Origin of the sequence: Dysgonomonas sp. 511 (genome assembly GCF_010501105.1) — a bacterium.
GTDB lineage: Bacteria > Bacteroidota > Bacteroidia > Bacteroidales > Dysgonomonadaceae > Dysgonomonas.
Map to the genome: position 1 here is coordinate 1 of NZ_QVMQ01000044.1, position 15,373 is coordinate 15,373.

Annotated in this window: 11 protein-coding genes; all 11 read left to right on the plus strand. The window is 40.1% G+C overall.

The features are described from left to right. Positions 1-124: 124 nt before the first annotated feature. The 11 genes from D0T57_RS14310 to D0T57_RS14360 all read left to right on the plus strand — a co-directional run bounded on the left by D0T57_RS14310 (position 125) and on the right by D0T57_RS14360 (position 14,096). Positions 125-544, plus strand: a complete 420-nt coding sequence (locus D0T57_RS14310; RefSeq protein ID WP_163274165.1) for a DUF302 domain-containing protein — start codon at positions 125-127, stop codon at positions 542-544. Positions 545-677: 133 nt separating this feature from the next. Continuing rightward, positions 678-1,163: an RNA polymerase sigma factor gene (locus D0T57_RS14315; RefSeq protein ID WP_185154687.1), complete on the plus strand. Its 486-nt coding sequence runs from the start codon at positions 678-680 to the stop codon at positions 1,161-1,163. Between the two features lie 2 nt (positions 1,164-1,165). Beyond that, positions 1,166-1,951: a FecR family protein gene (locus D0T57_RS14320; RefSeq protein ID WP_163274166.1), complete on the plus strand. Its 786-nt coding sequence runs from the start codon at positions 1,166-1,168 to the stop codon at positions 1,949-1,951. Positions 1,952-1,991: 40 nt separating this feature from the next. Next, on the plus strand, positions 1,992-4,376 hold the full coding sequence (locus D0T57_RS14325) for a TonB-dependent receptor (protein ID WP_163274167.1): 2,385 nt from the start codon (positions 1,992-1,994) through the stop codon (positions 4,374-4,376). A 93-nt stretch (positions 4,377-4,469) separates the two neighbouring features. Next, positions 4,470-4,772, plus strand: coding sequence for a hypothetical protein (locus D0T57_RS14330; protein WP_163274168.1), 303 nt, complete (start codon positions 4,470-4,472; stop codon positions 4,770-4,772). A gap of 139 nt (positions 4,773-4,911) precedes the next feature. Further along, complete coding sequence (locus tag D0T57_RS14335; RefSeq protein ID WP_163274169.1) at positions 4,912-5,802, plus strand: DUF2202 domain-containing protein; 891 nt, start codon at positions 4,912-4,914, stop codon at positions 5,800-5,802. Between the two features lie 207 nt (positions 5,803-6,009). Then, complete coding sequence (locus D0T57_RS14340) at positions 6,010-10,335, plus strand: CusA/CzcA family heavy metal efflux RND transporter (RefSeq protein WP_163274170.1); 4,326 nt, start codon at positions 6,010-6,012, stop codon at positions 10,333-10,335. Between the two features lie 8 nt (positions 10,336-10,343). Further along, a complete protein-coding gene (locus tag D0T57_RS14345; RefSeq protein WP_163274175.1) occupies positions 10,344-11,249 on the plus strand; it encodes an efflux RND transporter periplasmic adaptor subunit in 906 nt (301 codons plus the stop codon). Between the two features lie 81 nt (positions 11,250-11,330). Then, positions 11,331-12,413, plus strand: a complete 1,083-nt coding sequence (locus D0T57_RS14350) for a sensor histidine kinase (RefSeq protein WP_163274171.1) — start codon at positions 11,331-11,333, stop codon at positions 12,411-12,413. Beyond that, positions 12,394-13,152 carry a LytTR family DNA-binding domain-containing protein gene (locus D0T57_RS14355; protein ID WP_163274172.1) on the plus strand — a complete coding sequence of 253 codons (759 nt, stop codon included), beginning with the start codon at positions 12,394-12,396 and terminating at the stop codon, positions 13,150-13,152. Before D0T57_RS14350 ends, D0T57_RS14355 begins: the two co-directional genes overlap by 20 nt. 20 nt (positions 13,153-13,172) lie before the next feature. Next, positions 13,173-14,096: a cation diffusion facilitator family transporter gene (locus tag D0T57_RS14360; RefSeq protein ID WP_163274173.1), complete on the plus strand. Its 924-nt coding sequence runs from the start codon at positions 13,173-13,175 to the stop codon at positions 14,094-14,096. Positions 14,097-15,373: the final 1,277 nt, after the last annotated feature.

Here is a 15,373-nt window from a genome sequence, read left to right on the forward strand (position 1 = left end):
TGCATAAACTGATGGCTCCTTAATTTATCGTTAACTCTCTCAGCAAAGGTAAAAACTATATAAATCTTGTAAAAGATGAGGCAGACCGAATGATTACATAATAAGAATACTAAATTTTAAGACTATGAAAGAGAATGTATTTTCACCCAACCAACTATTTTTGGAAAATGAAAGTAAGTTTTCCTACGAGGAAACAGTAATATTGCTTTCAGAGCATATCTTAAACATAGATTGGAAAATATCAGCTATCCATGATTTGCAGGCTACTTTAAAAAAGAATGGAAAAGAAGTACTGCCTATAAAGATATTCGAGCTGTGTAATCCGGTTTACTCCGGTCAATTACTTGATATGGATACTTTACGTATTTACTCGCCAATAATGCCTTGTCGTTTATCTGTTTATGAAAAGAATGACGGGAAAGTATATATCGCACGGATGGATTCTGCTACTATGGCGGCTATGGTAGGAGGAAAAGTCGAAGAGGTGATGGCAAAAGCTTTTGCTGATATAGAAAAAGTACTTGAGTATTTTATTACAGACTGACTTTTACATTAATATCTTAAAAAATTATCTTCTATATTTTCGAACAAATATTATTCGTTAATTTATTTTCGTATGCCGGTAGGGTATCTTCCCATTCATACGGTATACATATAAATTGTAATTAAATCAGATTTTGAAAAAATCGGAATTTAAAGACATATTCGACAGTTATTTCGACTCCATCCGTAATTATATATATTACAGATGTGCCGACGAAAGTATTGCTTCAGATATTGCTCAGGATGTATTTATGCGTGTATGGGAAAAGAAAGATATGATTGATACAAAAAACATAAAAGCCCTTCTCTACAAGATTGCAACTGATATGGTGATAAGTGAATACAGGAAAACTTCTACCCGGCTCGATTATGCTAAAGACATGGTTGCTACCGGAATTGAGAACTTATCACCTCAGGAAATTCTGCAATTTGAAGAGTTGAAAACTAGGTATTCCTCTGCGCTAAACGAGATGGGTGAAGTACAACGTGAAGCATTCCTGATGAGCCGGAATGAGGAATTGAAGTATCACGAAATCTCGGATAGGTTGGGTATCAGTGTAAAAGCAGTTGAAAAACGAATTACAGGTGCATTACAGTTTTTAAAAACAAAACTTTTGTAACAATGAAAACGGAAAATATCAAAATAAAGCCCAAATGGACTAAATCAAAAGATGAGATTTGGGTGGAAAATTTTGCGGGACTGGAAGATGATGAGAAAAAGAAAATTCCACTATATAAACATCCTATATTTAAATATGCTGGTATTGCAGCAGTTCTATTGATTCTCATTATTCCTTCTATAGCTTTCTTGTATACCAAAGATATTACCGTACCACGCGGACAGCATTATACTCTAAGTTTACCAGATGGTTCCCGGACAATAATAAATGCCGAAAGCAAATTAACCTACAAACCATTTTGGTGGAGAGTATCAAGAGAGGTAACACTTGAAGGAGAAGCCTATTTTGATGTCCAAAAGGGTAGCAGATTTGCAGTACAATCAGGTTCGGAAACTGTTACGGTTCTGGGAACAAGCTTTAATATACTTTCGCGCACGGGACAATATAATGTGGCTTGTTTATCAGGAAGAGTAAAGGTTGAAGCCGGTAACCAGTCGGTAATACTTACTAAAGGTATGCAAACTGTTTTTGAGAATAACACATTACAATCAGTAGAAAATGAGGATATAGAACAAAAAATAAGCTGGACAAAAAATAAGTTCGTGTTTAATGAGGAACCACTGGTTAATGTTATCAGGGAAATCGAAAGGCAATACAACATTGAGATCGTTGCTCCTGAAAATATTAACTACATTTATAGTGGAAACTTTACAAAACTGGATAATCCGGAAGATGTTTTGCAAATTGTACAAGAACCCTTTGGTATAAAACTTAAAATAAAGAAATGATTTGAGCAGATTTCTTATTGTATTTATATTACTGTTTTGTATGTCTCCTGTGATTTATGCACAGGAGATAAAAGTCCATGTGGCCAATGAATCCTTAGATAAAGTCCTTCAAAGCCTGGGTATAGAGGTATCTTTCGACACTAAGGCCGTTTCAAAATATATAATTACGGAAAAGAAAGTTTTCAAATCTATTGATGATGCTATGACCTTTCTTCTGAAAGATAAACCACTGGCATACAAGAAAACCGGAAATGTGTATGTTATTTATCCCAAAAAAGAAATCGAAAAAATTCCTCCTCTAAAAAAGCAATATACAATATCGGGTATTGTGAAAGATTGCGCAAACGATGAAAAATTACCTTATACCTACATTACTACTGATCAGGGAACAATAATAACGGACGAAAACGGATATTTTTTTCTCAAGGGAGATAAGAGTTCAATTCGTATTCAAACCAGTTATTTGGGATACAATAGTATAGATACGATTCTTTCGCACGGGCATCATACATTAAATATAAGCCCCGGCCTGATAATGATGCCGGAAGTGATAGTATCACCTTCTTCAAGCGCAATGATGATGCAGTCGGGGAAAACATCAGGAGAAATAAGGCTCAATCATACTGTCGCCAGGCAGATGTCGGGAAGCGGAGATAATTCTGTTTTCAATCTGCTTCGCATGATGCCGGGGATAAGGGCGTCGGGAGAACCATCTGAGGATCTGATAGTGTGGGGAGGCAATAACGGCGAAAGTAAAATTACATTTGACGGGTTTACTCTTTTCGGATTAAAAAGTTTTAGCGACCATATCAGTTTTATTAACCCATACATGGTAAAGGATATCAGGTTACTAAAAGGCGGTTATGATGCTTCATTCGGAAACAGGACCGGAGCGATAGCCGAAATTACAGGAATCGATGGAAACCGGGATAAACCTGTCCTCAAAGCAACAGTAAGCAACCTGACGGCAAATGTATTTGGTTCTATCCCTGTGTCAAATAGTTCAGTTCTGATGGCGTCTTACAGGCAGACATTTTATAACCTGTACGATGTAGAAGAATTGAATCCGTATGGCAAAAACAGTACCAACAAAAGCAATGGACAAGGTAAAGGAAATGGTAATAATAAACCCCAGCAAGATATAAGTGAAATTTACTTGTCTCCCGACTATAAATTCAATGACATCAACCTGAAATATATTGGAAATACTTCAGGTAACGATAATTACCATATATCACTTTATACTTCAAATGATGATTTCGATTATTCGGTTTCGAAAGAAGATAAATATGACCTGAGTGCTTCGCAAAACAACCACCAATATGCCGGAAGCGCTATGTATAACAAAGTATGGGACAATTCGTCATCATCCCGGCTGAAGGTAAAATATTCTCAGTTAAACACCCAAAACGACCGTATTACGAGGCTTCAGGGAAACCAGTCTGAACCTGAAATATGCATTTCGACAAAGAACAAAATAGAAGAAGCCGGAATAGATTTGAACCACACCTTTAACTGGGGTAAACATCAGCAAATTGAGGCAGGTGGGGAAATTCTTCTTTATAAAGACAAGGTAAATGAAGTAAAAAATAATTTTACCGTACCCTCAATATATCTTTTGGACAAATTTTCCTGGGGTAAATTCTCTTTGGACGGAAGTATACGGACTGATTTTGCAAACAATAAAGTATATGTCCAACCTCGTTTTTCAGGGAGGTATGCTTTTTCTGAATCAATAACAGCGACAGCTTCGTGGGGGCTGTATCGCCAGTACATTTCCCGCAGCCCGGTACAAACCGATGAGTATACCGATTTTGTATGGAAAATAAATAAAGATAGTATAATGTCCGCGATGCATACCCTTGCAGGTTTGGCATTCAGTAAAAACGGATTTCTAATCAGCCTCGAAGGATATTACAAGAAAAACAGTAATATAATCCGTTTGTCAAAAGACCCTTACAAGACGGATGTAGATATTACAGGCGTAGATCTGTTCCTGAAAAAAGAGTTCAACCATGTTTCTCTTTTCGGTTCCTATTCCCTTTGTAATATATCGGAGCGAAAAGATGAAACCGGACATGAGCTTAAGTTGGGAAGCATTTTCTCTATCGAGAGATTTACCCTATCGGCAAATTACATTTTGGGGACTGGATTTTCTCCCGCGTTTAAAGGTGGACAAGGTACAGGGCAGGGAAACAACACAGTTCAGGAATCCGATAAGGATTATCACCGGCTTGATGTTGGAGTTACCTATAATCACGGCTTTAAAGCCTGCCGGTTGCGGGCAGGTGTGTCCGTATTGAATGTTTTGAATAATGAAAACACAAAATACAGTTATATATTTTCTGACAAAAAAGACGTTACAAACGTTTATACAAAAGCGGCTCCGTTCACTCCCATGATTTTTCTTGAAATTTTATTTTAAAGCAGGTAGGGTAAGATTATGTTCGTGCGGTTAATAAATAAAACATTTCATATTTCTAAATATGATACTATTTATTAATCAAAAAGAGAAAAAATGAAAACAAAACTATTCATGACAGCCTTAGCCATTGTTTTGTCAATGGGAGTTGCATCTGCACAAAATGGAAACGGGAACGGAAAAGGTAAAAATCAAACTCAAAAGCCGAACAAAGAAAGACCATGTGTTCTTCTTCCGGGTACTAACAAAACATGCGTCAATTTTATTGATGTAAATAAAAATGGAGTTTGCGACAATTTTGAAAATGGGACTTGTACTGGTAATTGTAAAGGAACGGGAACACCGGTAGGTACTAAACCCCAAGATGGAACGGGACAAAAGAAAGGTCAGAAAAAATAAGATATACGATACTAATAACAGGGATGCCACTTTAATTCAAGGTGGCATCCTTATTTAATCAGGCAGGTAGGGTATATCCTATTTTATGCGGTTAATAAATAGATTTATCAACTCATTCACTCTTTAAAAACTAAAAAACATGAATACTAATAACAAATTATTTGCATTTTTATTTATGGTATTTTCATTTATGTTGTTTTCATGCAGTAGCGAAAATGATTTCGATGATAATACGGGAACCGGCAATTCAGAACCGGTAAGCCTTCTAAAGGTTACTGATGAAGGAATTTCTTCTTTTATAGTGGACAATATTTGTCCGGTATTAGACGCAACATCTCCTTTAACGGCTGACGAAATAGAGTTTTTATACGTATTGAGGGAAGATGAAAAAATGTCTCGCGACCTGAACTTTGCATTTTCATCACTCTATCCTACAGCCGTACAATTTTCCAGAATCGGTACTGCCGAAGCAACACATATAACTACCATTGAGAGACTTCTGGATTATTATGAAATAGAATATCCTGCACTAAGTCCTGATGGAGTATTTGCTGATGAATACAGGCAAAGCCGGTATAATGAACTGCTTGCTATGGGCAATACTATGGAAAATGCTTATACGGCAACTGCCCGGTTGGAAGAGGAAAATATTGTTGCTTATAATAATGTTCTAGAAAATATATCAAACCCGAATATCAAAATTATCGTTTCTAATTTGTTGAAAAGTTCTACAAATCACTTCAAGGCTGTAGTACGACAAATTACATTATTAGGAAGTAACTATACACCTTCAATATTAGATGGAACCACTTATCAGGAAATCATCTCCTCAAATCCGGGACAAGGTAATAAATACCAGCAGAAAGGGAAACAAGGACAAAATACAAACAGCGGAAAAAGAGGTCAGCAAAAAGGAAATAAAGGTTCTGTAAATAGTTCGGGTGTGTGTACAGGATGCACAAATGGAACCTCTCCCGGTAGCAATTCAAATAAAGGCCAGACAGGTAAAGGATATAGGGGAGGAAAATAAATGTGAAATACTTATTATAAACAAAATGCCTTTGTTATAAATATACTATAACGAAGGCATTTTATTATTTTATTTAATTATCACATTGAAAATCCAACCTTAAAATAAGCGAATTCAGCCCCCAATCCGGCCACTTCACCCACATAACAGTTCGGTTGAGCTTCTTATGCCAATACCTTTGCATGCAAATTATTAACAACAATTTGTATGTTCGATAAAATCATCCGGTTTTCGGTAAAGAGGAAACTCTTTGTCGGCTTTATGACATTAATACTACTTGTCGCAGGCATCTACGCCATGCTAACCCTGCCCGTAGATGCCGTTCCCGATATTACCAACAACCAGGTACAAATCGTAACCGTTTCGCCCACGCTGGCACCTCAGGAAGTAGAACAGCTCATTACCTTCCCTATCGAAGTGGCAATGAGCAACATTATGAATGTAGTAGAAATACGTTCCGTATCCCGATTCGGACTTTCATTGGTGACGGTCGTCTTCAAGGAGAACGTGCCCACCCTCGATGCTCGCCAACTGATTAACGAACAGATACAAACCGTATCCGGCGAAATACCTTCCGAACTAGGTGTGCCCGAATTGATGCCTATCACCACCGGACTGGGCGAAATCTACCAGTACGTGCTCGAAGTTGCTCCCGGCTATGAAGACAGGTACGATGCCATGGAACTGCGCACCATTCAGGACTGGATTGTCAAACGCCAGCTTTCCGGTATCCCCGGCATAGTCGAAATCAACAGTTTCGGCGGATACCTCAAACAATACGAAGTAGCCGTAGACCCCGACGCCCTTTATTCCCTCAACATTACCATCAGCGAAGTATTCGAAGCCCTCCACAAAAACAACCAGAATACCGGAGGAAGCTATATCGAAAAAGATAGCAAAGCCTACTACATCCGTTCCGAGGGAATGATAAAAACCCTTACCGATATAGAACAAGTCGTGATAACCAACCGTGGCGGCATCCCGATACATATCGACGACATCGGCACCGTGCGCTACGGCTCGCCCAAACGCTTTGGTGCTATGACGAAAGACGGACAGGGCGAATGCGTAGGCGGCATTGCCATGATGCTCAAAGGAGCCAACGCCAATGTTGTGACCGCCGAACTCGAGAAAAGAGTGGAACTGGTGCAGAAGATGCTTCCCGAAGGAGTGAGCATAGAACCCTACCTCAACCGTTCCGAACTTGTCAACCGTAACATATCAACCGTTATCCGCAATCTTGTAGAAGGTGCTTTAATCGTTTTTATCGTATTGATAATCTTCCTCGGCAATGTGCGGGCAGGTCTTATCGTAGCATCTGTAATTCCCCTTTCGATGCTCTTCGGCTTTATAATGATGCGCCTCTTCGGTGTATCAGCCAACCTGATGAGCCTCGGGGCGATAGACTTTGGTATTGTGGTCGACGGTTCCATTGTGATAGTCGAAGGAATACTTGCCCATCTCTATACGAAACAATTTTATGGCAAGAAGCTCTCTCCGAAAGACATGGATAACGAAATAGCCAACGGTACACACGGTGTAGTACATTCCGCCACCTTTGCCGTATTGATTATACTTCTGGTATTCTTTCCCATACTGATGCTGCAAGGCATTGAAGGCAAATATTTCACCCCGATGGCGCAAACGCTTGTGTTTTGCATTATCGGCGCGTTGATTTTATCCCTTACATACGTGCCCATGATGGCATCAATGTTCCTGAAAAAAACCATAAAACAGACACGCACCTTTGCCGACCGCTTTTTCGATTGGTTGAACAAATGGTATCGCAAGCTGCTGCAACAATGCCTGCGGTTCAGCCTTACCACCATAGCCGTTGCCTTTCTTGCATTGGGTGGTAGCATCCTGTTATTTACCAAACTCGGAGCTGAATTTATCCCCACATTGGACGAGGGCGACTTTGCCATGCAGATGACCCTGCCTGCCGGAAGCTCGCTCACCCGTAGCATCGAAGCGTCCGACGAGGCTGAAAAGATACTCATGAACCACTTCCCCGAGATAAAGCACGTAGTTGCCAAGATAGGTACGGCCGAAGTGCCCACCGACCCCATGGCAATAGAAGATGCCGACATTATGATTGTGATGAAACCTTTCAAGGAATGGACAAGCGCCTCTTCCCGTGCCGAAATGGTAGAGAAGATGAAAGCCGCCCTCGACACCATTCCCGATGTAGAATTCAATTTCAGCCAGCCTATTCAATTACGTTTCAACGAACTGATGACCGGAGCCAAAGCCGATATTGCCATTAAACTTTATGGTGAAGATATGGAAGAGCTTTACTCCAAAGCACGGGAAGCCTCCAAATACATTGAACAAGTACCCGGTGCCGACGATGTAATCGTAGAACAAGCCATGGGATTGCCGCAGTTGGTAGTGAATTACGACCGCAGCAAACTCGCCCGTTACGGTGTAGATGTGGAAGAACTCAACAATATCATCCGTACATCCTATGCCGGAGAAATAGCCGGAACGGTATTTGAAAATGAGCGACGTTTTGACTTAGTAGTCCGCCTCGACCAACAAAAAGTGGAGGACTTTAACCTCAATAAGTTTTTCATTCGCACAACCGACGGCATACAGATACCCGTTACCGAATTGGCACAAGTAGAGCTGATCAGCGGCCCCCTGCAAATCAACCGTGATGCTACCAAGCGGCGGATTGTAATAGGTGTCAATGTGCGTGATGCCGATATACAGCAGGTAGTAGGAAGAATCCAAACTGTGCTGGATGAAAATATAAAACTTGAACCCGGTTATTACTTTGAATACGGCGGACAATTCGAAAACCTTCAAAATGCGATCAACACTCTGCTAGTAGTAATCCCTATTGCTTTACTGCTGATTTTGTTACTCCTGTTCTTTGCTTTCCGCAGCCTTACTTATACACTCGTGGTTTTCAGTACCGTGCCCCTATCCATGATAGGTGGTGTGCTTGCCCTGTGGATAAGAGGGTTGCCGTTCAGCATATCGGCAGGTGTAGGATTCATTGCTTTGTTTGGCGTATCTGTGCTGAACGGTATTCTTATGTTGAATCATTTCAAAGCCTTATCGAAAAGTACAACTTACAAAATGGCAACAGATAAAATAATAAAGAAAGGAACCCCGCATCTGCTCCGCCCGGTATTCCTTACCGGATTAGTCGCTTCACTCGGTTTTGTACCAATGGCTATTGCTACTTCAGCAGGAGCCGAAGTACAACGTCCGCTGGCAACGGTTGTTATCGGAGGATTATTGGTTTCAACATTCCTCACACTGATAATCATTCCCGTGTTCTATCACCTGATAGGCGTATTCTCCGTATATAGGCGGAGATGGAAAAAAAGTAAACTGATTACTTTTACCGGACTTTTAGCATTATTAATGATTATACCTGCACAAATGCATGCACAACAGACCGTTACACTGGATGAAGTGATAAAAATGGCAAAAGAAAACAATCCGCGGTTGAAATCCGCTACAGCGTCCATCGACCGGAGCAAAGCAGCCAAAGGAGAATCATGGGATTTGGGAGCTACTTCTTTCGATTATTCATGGGGACAGCTTAACAGTACCAACCGGGATGACCGGCAATTTAATGTCTCTCAATCCGTAGGCTCAATCGTTACCCCTTTTTACAAAAACGCATTGGTAAAACATCAGGTAAATACCAGTACCTACTACCGCGACATGGTAGAGAAAGAAATAGTCGCCGAAGCCAAACGTACATGGGCTTATTACCAATACACCTACCATAAAAAACAACTGCTGAATGAGCAAAGCAAACTAGCCGAAATCCTTCTCCGAACTGGCGACCTGCGTTATAAACAGGGAGAAATTACCCTGCTGGAAAAGAATATGTCTTCTGCACAGGCTGCTTCCATGAAAAATAAAGTATTTCAGGCCGAAGAAGAATTCAAGGTTGCCGCTGCCCGCCTACAATGGATATGTTATGCCGAAAATACGGTAATTCCGGCTGATACCCTTTTGAGTAAATACGATGTAGGTATGATGACAACAGACTTATCCTCTGTCCATCTTTCTTATTTCAATAGTAAGGTATCCGAATCCGAAGCGCAGGTGAAAGTAGAGAAAAGCCGCTTCTTCCCTGAATTTTCCGTGGGATATCAGCGGCAGAATATCCTACCCGACAAGGGTCTGAACTCGTGGACTGTCGGCATATCCATCCCACTTGTGTTCAATGCGCAATCCAGCCGTGTGAAACAGGCAAAATACGATGCTTACATCGCAAAATATGAAGCTGAAGGCAATATCCGGCAGCTTAGTAACAAAGTATACGAACTGAAAGCCGATCTGCGTAAGTATGATGAAAGTATCCGCTTTTTTGAAAGCTCGGCATTGCCTGAAGCCGATGCCATGATTCGCTCTTCCGAATTACAGCTGAAACATAGCGAAACGGATATAAGCGTTTTTATACAAAGTATGAACAGTGCATTGGATATTAAACAGTCTTATATCGAAATGATATACCAATACAATGTATCGGCTTTAGAATACGAATTATATAACAACAAATAAAGTAAATGATGAAAGCTATTTATATAACAGTTGCCACCCTTCTATTGATGATGGGATGCAGCAACCTGAAAAATGAGAATCCGGAAAAAGCGGACGAATCGAAACCTGATACAGAACAGGTTGAACTGGAAACAAAAGACACGGTAAAGGTTGATGCTGTAACCTCTGCCACATCGCTGGCTAGAGATGCTGCATTTAACGGCACTTTTGTTCTTTCCCCACAACGGCAGGCATCCGTTACCCTGTCTATCGACGGTATTGTGAAAAACACGTCATTGCTGCCGGGTAAATATGTACGCAAAGGCGAACTGTTGGCTACGCTTGAAAATCCTGAATTTATAAACTTGCAACAAAATTATCTGGATGCATTCGCCCAATGCGAATATCTGGAAACAGAATACAAACGACAGGAAATACTCGCAAAAGAAGAAGCCGCCTCGCAAAAGAAATTTCAGCAGAGCAAAGCCGATTACCTTTCTATGAAAAGCCGGAAGGATGCCGCCGCCGCACAGCTCACCATGTTGGGTGTATCACCGCAGGCACTCCATACAAAAGGCATACTTTCCCTGCTCGAAGTGCAGGCACCTATAAGCGGTTATATATCCAACCTTCAAATGAATATAGGTAAACACATCGCAGCAGGCGAAGCCTTGTGCGAAATCATTGATAAAAGCAATACGCTTATCAAACTGACAGCTTATGAAAAAGACCTAAATAAAATAAAGGTGGGCAATAGCATCGAGTTCAGAGTTAATGGTATGGGTGACGAAAAGTTTGGCGGTGAGATTATTTCGGTAGGACAGTCGGTGGATAACATCAACCGCTCCCTCGAAGTATATGCCAAAGTGATGGAGAACAACGAATTATTTCGTCCCGGAATGTACATTAATGCAAGGATTGTACAAATAGAGTAAAAGCCGGGTGAGGCATCAAACTTATTTGAACTATGCCGAGGCGCATCTTCAATTCTGTAAAAATAACTACTTTTGTTGTTTATGAACGATGATGGAAAGAAATACGGAAACAGATACAAACTGTCGCTGGTTATTATATCGGTGGCAGTCAGCTTCCTTATCCATATACCTGAAATTATAGATTTGCTGGGCAATCTTGAAAACCATAATGTTTTTCCCGGTATTCAGACATTGGAAGTAGTCAATGAGATTTTCTTTTCCTTTCTGGCTCTTCTTTTCCTTTTCTGGTTAAATACAGTTGTTTTCTGCTTCAATAAAACAACCTCAAAAATAGGCTGGCAAAAGTTTATACTTTCTTTTCTTTTATGCTGGCTGGTAAGTACCCTGATAAGTAATGCGTTTTATCATTTACACAAAACGTTCGATATACTGGCCGTACAATCCACGGCACATCACTACTTACACCCTATCCGCGACTTCATTATCTCGGGAGTGGTAACAGGTAGCTGTTACATTATTTACATTACCCGCAGGCAGCAAAAAATACTTCTGGAGAACCAGCAACTAAAGCTCGAAAATATCCTCAGCCAATACGAATCGCTCAAAAGCCAGCTCAATCCGCACATGCTTTTCAACTCCCTCAATACCCTACGGTCGCTGATACGCGAAGAACCCGCAAAAGCACAGAATTATACACAGGAACTCTCCAATGTCCTTCGTTACATGCTTCAGGAAAACGACTCGCAGAAAACCACGCTTTCCGAAGAGCTCGAATTTATCGAAGGGTATACTTTCCTGCTCGAAATGCGCTATGAGGATACCCTAACCTTCGAATTTGAAGTGGATAAAAGATTCAACAACTACCTGCTCCCTCCCATGTCGTTGCAGGTTTTAATTGAAAACGCCGTTAAGCATAACGAAATCAGCAACCGCCATCCGCTGAAAGTAAATGTAAGAACAACCGCCGACGGTATGCTACATGTATGCAACCGGATTCAGCCCAAGTTAACAAGCAGTACAGGTACAGGAATAGGGCTGGATAATCTGGTTAAACGCTATCGTTTGCTTTTTGGTAAAAAAATAACGATTGATAACACAGACAATCTGTTTTGTGTCAGCATCCCTTTAATAAACCCTAACCACCATGAGAACCCTGATAATTGAAGACGAAAAGGCTGCTGTAAATAACCTGAAAGTTTTACTGGCCGATGTGGCTTCTCAATGTAAGATAATAGGCATAACTGATTCTATCATCGAGAGTATCAAATGGCTACGGGATAACCCTATGCCCGACCTTATCTTTATGGATATACACCTGGCCGACGGTTCTGCCTTCGAGATATTTGAACACATCCGGATAACCTGTCCCGTTATTTTCACCACTGCTTATGACGAATACGCGCTAAAAGCCTTCAAAGTAAACAGTATCGATTATCTATTAAAACCCATCGGCGAGAAAGATATAAAAAGAGCTATGGACAAACTGGCTTTGCTGACTGATAAAAAGCAGGACGACAACCACTCGTTGTCGCAACTGATAAAGTCTATGAACGAGCAGAAACAATATAAAAACTATTTCCTCATTCCCAATAAGGGCACCAAACTTTTACCGTTGCCTACTGAATCCATTGCCTGTTTTTATATTGATAGCGGTGTAGTAAAGGCTATTTCTAAAAACAACGAATCTTATATTATCCCGCATACGCTCGAAGAACTGATTGAATGTTTAAATCCCAACGTTTTCTTCCGTGCCAACAGACAGTACATTATTGCTAAGGATGCGGTTATGGATATTGATTTCTGGTTCAACGGACGGCTATCGGTTAATCTTATTGTACCCACAAAAGATAAAATACTGGTAACAAAAGCACGGGTGAGCGAGTTTAAAGAGTGGTTCGGATAGGTTTCGGAATTATATCGAAGATGGATAATTTTACAAAAAAAGAGCGCGAAAGGGGCATTTATAAGGTAACCGTTGTCGGTAGTATTATAAACCTGCTGCTGGTACTTGGTAAATTCACTGCCGGTATCTTGGGGCGGAGTGCGGCAATGATAGCCGACGCGGTACATTCACTTTCGGATTTCGTGACTGATATCATCGTAATCGTTTTCGTTAAGATATCCAGCAAACCCAAAGACGAGGAACACAAATACGGGCACGGTAAATTCGAGACGCTGGCAACACTTATGATTGGGTTCATCCTGCTTCTTGTTGGCGCGATGATAGCCTACAACGGTACAAAAGACATCATTGCGGTAATCAAGGGTGCGACTCTTGAAAGTCCCGGAATGATCGCTTTCTGGGCGGCTATAGTCTCAATAATCTTGAAAGAGGTATTATATCGCTATACTGTCATTCAGGGACGGAAACTGAAATCGGATGTTGTCGTTGCCAACGCATGGCATCACCGCAGCGACGCACTATCTTCTATTGGTACGGCCGTTGGCATTGGCGGGGCGGTATTCCTTGGTCAGAAATGGACGGTATTAGATCCGGTTGCCGCCGTTGTGGTAAGTGTTTTCATTATCAGGACGTCCGTTCAGCTGATGAAACCGGCCATTGACGAGTTGATGGAAAAGTCGCTACCGGCAGCGACCGAGAGCGAAATCCGCAAAATTGTCGGCTCGTTCGACGGAGTGAGCGGCTTACATAATCTATATACCCGAAAAATAGGGAACGGTTGCGCCATAGAATTCCATATCCGTATGGATGGCGATACAACCCTCGAAGAGACCCACAGGAAAATAACAGAGATAGAGAGGAAACTCCGGGAACAATACGGTCCGGATGCCCATGTAATGATTCACATGGAGCCTGTAAAACAAGAATGTAAGGATAAAGGGTAAGCTCGGTCGATTATTTTCTATATATTATGAGGAGAATGAATCTAAAAAATATATCTTTGTATAAGAGTTATTAGGTAAAGATGCAAAATGAAGTAAAGACCAGTTAAAAGAACCGTTACCAACTCGTTACCTCGTCAAAATTCACTCTTTGTAACTGTCTGACAAAGAGCCTCAAAATCCAAATCGACTGTTATTTAATAGAAATCAGATTACAGAAGAAGATACTATTAGCACTTTTTATTTTACGAGAGAATTCACAGATAACGAACTTTTAAAACTATATCAGGATTTCAAGAACAAAGGATTTATATCTTCAAATACAAAGCAAAGTCATTTCTCATATACATTTTCAGGAAAAGATATACCAGAATCTGATAAACCCTTTACACCTATAATATGGCTAAAAAGTCAAATCTTGCTAGCTTATCTGATTTATAATACATTTTCAGATATAGATAAAAATATTTGGAGTATTACTGAATACTGTTTTCGGATAAAAAACAGTATACCTAATACTAAGACAATGAAGAAGGATATGAGTGAAATAAACCAAGGATACAGTAATAAACCAAAAGGATATAAAGATATAGATAATATTCTTCTTCAAAAATAGGCGAAAAAGGTAACCTTAGAGGTAACCGTTCCCACAAGCTACCCTTTTATAGAAATAGAAATATAGATGTTTGCAATGAAATTTCAATTAAAAGTCAATGCATTGCCTTATTGTTTAATTTTATTTTATTGTAAAAATGAATTTATATTATTTATTCGATTTAGGTAATGAGAAGCATCATTCTCAATTAAAAAAGGTATTTTATTATTGGAAAAACCATTTAGCTACAGCTTCTATGGTTTCAGAAGCGACTGATATTCCTCAGAAATGCATTTGCCGATACAAGAGGGAATTAGAGAAAAGAGGGTTACTCTGGGAAATAGAAAAAGGAGAATGCCGGATTACAAAATGTCAAGCATGGTATATCACAACTAATCCGTCTCTAGTAAATCGTAAGTTATTCTGAAACTCATTTCTGATTAAAATAGAAGGTTAGTTCCTATCAGTGTAGGTTCTAACCTTTCTTTTTCTATATCCACCCCGTATAAGACCAGGGCTGTTAAGTTCTAATTAAATTACATAGGAGTTCTTTGACATTATTATTTGCAAAATATTCAGAAGCATACTTTATTTTTCAAGTTCGCTAGTTAAAACTATGTACTTTAGTACAAGGCTTTAGCTTCTATAAATGTTTAAAATTCTATCTTTGTAACGTTTATGGAAA

What these genes read in the sequence shown, in the direction of transcription:
- D0T57_RS14345 (WP_163274175.1), top strand. Translation starts at nt 10,344, where the DNA reads ATGAAAGCTATTTATATAACAGTTGCCACCCTTCTATTGATGATGGGA.
- D0T57_RS14325 (WP_163274167.1), top strand. Translation starts at nt 1,992, where the DNA reads ATGTCTCCTGTGATTTATGCACAGGAGATAAAAGTCCATGTGGCCAAT.
- D0T57_RS14320 (WP_163274166.1), top strand. Translation starts at nt 1,166, where the DNA reads ATGAAAACGGAAAATATCAAAATAAAGCCCAAATGGACTAAATCAAAA.
- D0T57_RS14350 (WP_163274171.1), top strand. Translation starts at nt 11,331, where the DNA reads ATGAACGATGATGGAAAGAAATACGGAAACAGATACAAACTGTCGCTG.
- D0T57_RS14360 (WP_163274173.1), top strand. Translation starts at nt 13,173, where the DNA reads ATGGATAATTTTACAAAAAAAGAGCGCGAAAGGGGCATTTATAAGGTA.
- D0T57_RS14355 (WP_163274172.1), top strand. Translation starts at nt 12,394, where the DNA reads ATGAGAACCCTGATAATTGAAGACGAAAAGGCTGCTGTAAATAACCTG.
- D0T57_RS14340 (WP_163274170.1), top strand. Translation starts at nt 6,010, where the DNA reads ATGTTCGATAAAATCATCCGGTTTTCGGTAAAGAGGAAACTCTTTGTC.
- D0T57_RS14335 (WP_163274169.1), top strand. Translation starts at nt 4,912, where the DNA reads ATGAATACTAATAACAAATTATTTGCATTTTTATTTATGGTATTTTCA.
- D0T57_RS14330 (WP_163274168.1), top strand. Translation starts at nt 4,470, where the DNA reads ATGAAAACAAAACTATTCATGACAGCCTTAGCCATTGTTTTGTCAATG.
- D0T57_RS14310 (WP_163274165.1), top strand. Translation starts at nt 125, where the DNA reads ATGAAAGAGAATGTATTTTCACCCAACCAACTATTTTTGGAAAATGAA.